This window comes from Labilibaculum sp. K2S (genome assembly GCF_030372765.1).
In the GTDB taxonomy this organism is placed as follows: domain Bacteria; phylum Bacteroidota; class Bacteroidia; order Bacteroidales; family Marinifilaceae; genus Labilibaculum.
Map to the genome: position 1 here is coordinate 427961 of NZ_JAUCMW010000002.1, position 4635 is coordinate 432595.

5 protein-coding genes are annotated in these 4635 nt (G+C 39.2%); 1 reads left to right on the forward strand and 4 read right to left on the reverse strand.

Going from position 1 to position 4635, the window contains the following annotated elements:
* Positions 1 to 63: 63 nt before the first annotated feature.
* Positions 64 to 1281, reverse strand: a complete 1218-nt coding sequence (locus QUH73_RS04925) for an aminotransferase-like domain-containing protein (RefSeq protein ID WP_289529348.1) — start codon at positions 1279 to 1281, stop codon at positions 64 to 66.
* A gap of 445 nt (positions 1282 to 1726) precedes the next feature.
* Between QUH73_RS04925 and QUH73_RS04930 the strand changes: the two genes are divergently transcribed.
* Complete coding sequence (locus tag QUH73_RS04930; protein WP_289529349.1) at positions 1727 to 2185, forward strand: Lrp/AsnC family transcriptional regulator; 459 nt, start codon at positions 1727 to 1729, stop codon at positions 2183 to 2185.
* A gap of 351 nt (positions 2186 to 2536) precedes the next feature.
* Here the strand turns inward: QUH73_RS04930 and QUH73_RS04935 are convergent, their stop codons facing one another.
* From QUH73_RS04935 to QUH73_RS04945, 3 genes are all read right to left on the reverse strand, one after another.
* Positions 2537 to 3070, reverse strand: a complete 534-nt coding sequence (locus tag QUH73_RS04935; protein ID WP_289529350.1) for a hypothetical protein — start codon at positions 3068 to 3070, stop codon at positions 2537 to 2539.
* A 294-nt stretch (positions 3071 to 3364) separates the two neighbouring features.
* Positions 3365 to 3796 (reverse strand): hypothetical protein, encoded by a 432-nt coding sequence (locus tag QUH73_RS04940; RefSeq protein ID WP_289529351.1) that lies wholly within the window; start codon positions 3794 to 3796, stop codon positions 3365 to 3367.
* Between the two features lie 196 nt (positions 3797 to 3992).
* The gene (locus QUH73_RS04945; RefSeq protein WP_289529352.1) at positions 3993 to 4187 is read right to left on the reverse strand and encodes a hypothetical protein; all 195 of its coding nucleotides are present in this window, start codon (positions 4185 to 4187) and stop codon (positions 3993 to 3995) included.
* Positions 4188 to 4635 lie beyond the last annotated feature (448 nt).

Genomic DNA, 4635 nt, shown 5'->3' on the forward strand with positions numbered 1-4635 from the left:
TCATCATCAAAATAACACAATACCCCTCATGTCCTTTGTCCCCTGCTTTAGCTGGGGGTTTTCTCAAACCTCAACCAACATTTCTTCTTTCACAATCTCTGCCAGGCGCTCTACTCCGGCTATTGCTTTTTCGTTGTTCACATAGGAAAAATTCAGGCGCATGGTATTGTGTCCGCCACCATCGCAATAGAAAACATTTCCAGTAACAAAGGCGACCTTTTTTTCGATGGCTTTCTGAAACAGATCCAAAGCATTCATATGTTCCGGCAAAGTAATGAACAGGAACATGCCACCTTCCGGACGCGTCCAATTGACCCCCTCGGGCATGTGCTTCTCCAACTGCTCCAACATTACATCCCTGCGCTGATGATACAGATCAATCGTTTTTTGCAGATTGGTTTCGAACAAACCCGATTTCATATAACCAATGGCAATTTTCTGTACGAATGTTGGTGTACACAAATCAGCCGATTGCTTGGCAACCACAATCTTTTCGTTGACATCTTTGGGTCCCAAAACCCATCCAATACGGAATCCCGGTGCAAAAATCTTCGAGAAAGTTCCTAAAGTGAGTACATGATTGTCATTGTCCAATTCGTACATCATGCGCTGAGATTTTCCTTCGAAACGAACTTCACGATACGGACAATCTTCAACAATCAGCACATCGTATTTGTGAGCCAATGCAATAATTTCCAAACGACGCGATTCAGGCATGGTAATACCTGTTGGATTTTGGAAATCAGGAATCACATAAATAAACTTTGGCTTGATGCCCTGCTGCTTTAGTTCTTCCAGTCTGGCCTCCAAAAGTTCGGCACTCATGCCGTGCTCATCCATTGGCACGCCTGCCATTTTTGCGCCATAAGCCTGAAAGGCACCAATCCCTCCAAGGTAAGAAGGCAGACCACAGATCACCACATCACCTTGGTTCACAAAAACTTTCCCTACCAAATCCAAACCTTGCTGCGATCCGGTGGTAACAATCAGGTTATCCAAAGAACATTCTACACCTTCATCCTGATACTTTTTTAAAAGCAATTCTCTTAACTCAGTAACGCCTTCGGTAGCATCGTATTGCAATACGGCAGCTCCTTCTTCGCGCAGCATATTCGAAACAATGCTGTCCAATGCATCAACAGGAAAAGATTCCGGAGCCGGCAGTCCACCTGCAAAAGAGATGATTTCGGGATTTTGTGTCAACTTCAAAATCTCACGAATGGCTGATCGCTTGTTGTTATTGCTGATTTGAGAAAAGGTTCCTTTTAAATCGCTGATCATTTCTTTAATTTTTATCACTGAGAGTCTCACTTTAAGTGAGGCACTCAGTTTTGCGTTAGTTGTTTGTTATTTTGCTTTTACTGAACCGGGATAAAAACACCCCTCTGTCCTTTGTTCCGAATTTCGGGATCCCCTAAAAATGGGAGAAAATTAACTTCATCAATTCCAATTCTCGAATCTTCCGCCTTTTATGGGTACCGCAGCGAAGCGGAGATCGTGAACACATTTCAAAATATAATTGAATGTAAACCAAGTGCCGACAGGTGAAAAGGTGAAAATCCGTATTTGTTTCCTGTTAAAATTCTCTTCAAATGTATGACTTACGGTAAAAATTTACTAGCTAAGAGTAGATTTACAGTAAACTGATCTACATAAATCGATTATAAAAGAATTTATATCTTTGCTTCAGACTTTATACCAATATTGCTGGATAAATTTTCTTCTCATGGATAAACTGGACAAAACAGATCGTAAAATTTTACAGCTCCTGCAACAGGATTGCCGCATCACCACCAAGGAGCTTGCCGAAAAACTGCACCTAAGCAACACGCCTGTGTACGAAAGGGTTAAAAAGCTGGAACGAAGTGGTATTATTAAAGGGTATGTGGCCCGTCTCGATCCCGATAAAATAGACCGAAGCATGATGGTTTTCATCTCTATTTTACTGACCAAGCACACCCGCGATGTGGTGGATAAATTTGAAGCGGAAGTTTTGGCTCTGCCCGAGGTAATGGAGTTTTATTACACCTCAGGAAATTATGATGCCTTGCTTAAACTAATGGTGAAAGACATGAAAGCATTCCAGTTCTTTATTCAGGAGAAACTATCGAAATTCGAACACATCAGCCGGTTCAACAGCACTTTCGTGATTTCTTCGGCCGATAAACCGGGCTACGATTTGTAGGGTTTGTTCCATCTTTCTTTTTACATCCTTTGGTTGAAACCAAAGGCAAAGAATAAATAATCATTGCATGTGATCCTAATCATTTATCTCCCGAAATTCCATTGTCATTCTGAGCTTGACGAAGAATCTTTGGCTTTGAATAACAAATGCGGCCTCTCTAAAATCCTTTGGTTAAAACCAAAGGCAAAGAATAAATAATCATTGCATGTGATCCTAATCATTTATCTCCCGAAATTCTATTGTCATTCTGAGCTTGACGAAGAATCTTTGGCTTTGAATAACAAATGCTGGCATCAGAACATTTCTTCACAATTCCCGGATTGAAAACCCGAGGCAAATGATGCTATTTAATTACAACAGATTAGAAACATACACAATAAATACACTGCCAATTATGGAAATAATTATTGGCAACCCTGCAAATACACTCAATATGCTTTTGGTGAAATAAAAACCTGTTTTGTTTAGATCTTTCACCTCTTTCCAAGCAGAACAATAATCTTGTAATTGCAAGTCGGCATCCAACTCAAGGATATCACGTTCCTTCACATACTCCTCGGCATATTTACGATAGCGCGCATTATCTTTTGATATTTTAAGATTGGTTACACTCACAATCTTATAGGAGATAAAACATACTGTACAAAATAATAAAAGCGCCAAGCACAGCGACGAAAAAAAAGCAAGTGGAACTTTACCCGAAATAATCATTCCTAACATACCACCATATACCAATATTGTAACAGTTAGTATGGTCTTAATCATTTCCACTGCATCCTTCTTATGTTCTATTTCGCTCAGGTGATAAGCTCGCATGCCATCGAATGCCTCGCGTTTATTTCTCATGTGTTTCTCAAAATAGATCTCTTCTTGAGTAGATGTCATTTCACCGATCATATTTTCTGGATCTTAGTTTATTTTAGGCATATCCAAATTAACTATAATTATTTTTTCAAACAAACTGAAGCAATTTATAAAATAGATTCCCTTCTTTATAAATTTGGGTGCTAAAGCCAAGGATAATTTAAAAGTACATGGAAATTTAAATCCGAGGGCAATGGATGATTCTCCTCTTCAGTATCCTCTCCCGAAAGACAGAAGCAAATCATCTTGTCCCCTGCTTTAGCTGGGGCAATGGATGGGAAAAGGAAAACCCCGCTTGGGGCTGTTCATCTTTTTTTAATGGCAAAGGCCTTTGATACCAATTCGCACCAAATATACAGCCAGTACCATTGCCGATTTTTTTAAATCAACATCTTTAAGGAAGCTTTCGGTTAGCTTTTCCAATAGCCATTTGGTGTTCGACTTCTCATTCTTAAGTACTTCTTTTTGAATATCCTCATTCCCGCAAATTAAGACCTTCATTTTGTCTTTGTTCTCCAAAAAAAAGCAGATCCCCTTATTCCGAACGGCATCAAAATCAATTTCTATTGGAGCTTTCAATTTTGAGCCTGAACCTCCAATTACATATGACCCTTCTAATCGATGAATTGGTATTTCCATTGGTGGCAACATGGCTTCCTGCTCAAATGCCCAATCCTCTGGTTCATTTAATTTTCCCAAAAGATATTCCAACTCTTCGGTTGACAGTTGGTTTAATTCTTCGTTCATGATGTTTAAGATATAGTATGCGTTTTATTTAACAGCAATTTACAAAAAAACAGACTTCCCGAAAAAAAAAAATTATCTCACATTTAATCACAAGCCCTAAGCTATAGTTGGTTAGAAAAAGAAAAGCCCTGCTTGGAGCCGGGCAGATTAAAACCCTGAACAAACAAAATGCACCAACAAATGGAATTGCCATTGCTTACAAAAATCCTTGAATGGAAACCCGTGGCAATGGATGGGATATTTCAACAAATATTTGTTCACGAAAACCGTAGGAGCATGCCATGGCGTGGCCTTTTATTTTCAGGTGTCCCTGATTTTCAAATTCAATAAAATAATTGTTTGATGATGACAACAATTTGCGGGAATCACAGGGAATAATTAATGGCCACATGCAACAAATGATTAAAACGGACACGCCATGGCGATGTCCCTACCATGCACAATACAACATAAATCCACACAAATAATTTGTTCACGAAAACCCTAGGGGCACGACATGGCGTGGCCTTTTATTTTCAGGTGTCCCTGATTTTCAAATTCAATAAAATGTTTGTTTGATGATTGCAACAATTTGCGGGAATCACAGGGAATAATTAATGGCCACATGCAACAAATGATCAAAACGGACACGCCATGTCGTTGTCCCTACCATGCACAACACAACATAAATCCACACAAATAATTTGTTCACGAAAACCCTAGGGACACGACATGGCGTGGCCTTTTATTTTCAGGTGTTCCTGATTTTCAAATTCAATAAAATAATTGTTTGATGATTGCAAAAATTTGCGGGAATCACAGGGAATAATTAATGGCCACATGCAACAAATGATCAAAAC